The 1124-nt window shown below is 41.4% G+C and carries 1 protein-coding gene and 1 pseudogene; both read left to right on the top strand.

Annotated features, from left to right (window positions below; translation table 11 throughout):
* Window positions 1–309 (top strand): type IV secretion system protein VirB3 (locus ACFIMI_RS09630; RefSeq protein WP_375692533.1); only part of this gene is annotated, 309 nt, incomplete at its 5' end.
* Window positions 309–1124 (top strand): annotated as a pseudogene (locus ACFIMI_RS09625) (transporter); the annotation flags it as partial. The gene ACFIMI_RS09630 and the pseudogene ACFIMI_RS09625, both read left to right, overlap by 1 nt.

Raw genomic sequence — 1124 nt, 5'->3', positions numbered from 1 at the left:
AAGCTAACAGAAGATACGTTATTTCTTGCTTGCACGCGCCCTGCAATGATCGCAGGCGTGACGGTGGAAGCTATGGGATTAAATGCGATAGGAACGATGATATTGTTTATTGTGATAGGCAATATTTTTCTTGTAACCATTGGTATTGCCATGCATTTCATATTCAAGGAAATCCTAAAGCATGACCATAACAAATTTCGTATTCTTCTGACATGGCAAAAGACATCTATTTTTGCCAGAAACTCTAGTCTATGGGGCGGGGGAAGTATTTCTCCATTACGATTAATTCGTAATTATGAGGAATTATAATGAATAGAACAGAGCGCAAACGTGAAAAGCAGCCAGAGGCGATCATTCCTTACGTGCGCCATGTCAACAAACACATCATTGCGCTGGATTCACGCGCTCTCATGAGCGTTATTAAACTTGAAGGGATTAACTTTGAGACAGCGGATATTATTGATCTGAATGTGCTTCACGAACAACTCAATAATCTTTTTAAAAACATAGCGGATGAACGGATAGCGCTTTATAGCCATATTATCAGAAAGCGTGAAACGATTTATCCGGATGGGACTTTCAGATCGGCATTTGCCAAGCAATTAGATGATAAATATCGCGAGCGGATGGTTTCACAGGAGCTTTATCGCAATGATCTTTATCTTTCGATTTTGTGGAATCCACACGTTGATCAAACGGATAAATTAGTGGAATTTTTCAAACGTTTAGGCAAAGCCAAGCAAGAAAAGACAGAAGTTGATGCAGAGTCCATTCGCAAGCTTGAAGATATTACCACAGATCTTATTCAAAATTTAGAGCGTTATGGTGCAAGAAGACTGAGCCTTTATGAACATGAAGGTAATATTTATTCGCAGCAAAGTGAGTTTATCCACCAATTGGTGGGAGGTCGTCGTGAACGGATCCCTCTCACATGGGGGACGATAGCTTCGACTGTTTACTCAGACCGTCTCATTTTTGGGAAAGAGATCATAGAAATACGCACCGAGGCGGCACAGCGGTTTGCGGGCATGTTTGGTTGGAAAGAATATCCAGCAAAAACCAGGGTAGGCATGGCGGATGGTTTGCTCACCCTTCCCTTTGAGTTTATTTTCACCCAATCTTTT

The sequence above is a fragment of the Bartonella sp. AP4SXKL genome, from assembly GCF_042195845.1.
In the GTDB taxonomy this organism is placed as follows: Bacteria; Pseudomonadota; Alphaproteobacteria; order Rhizobiales; family Rhizobiaceae; genus Bartonella.
The sequence above is the reverse complement of the archived record's forward strand: the minus strand, read 5'-3'. Positions and strand labels throughout refer to the sequence as shown.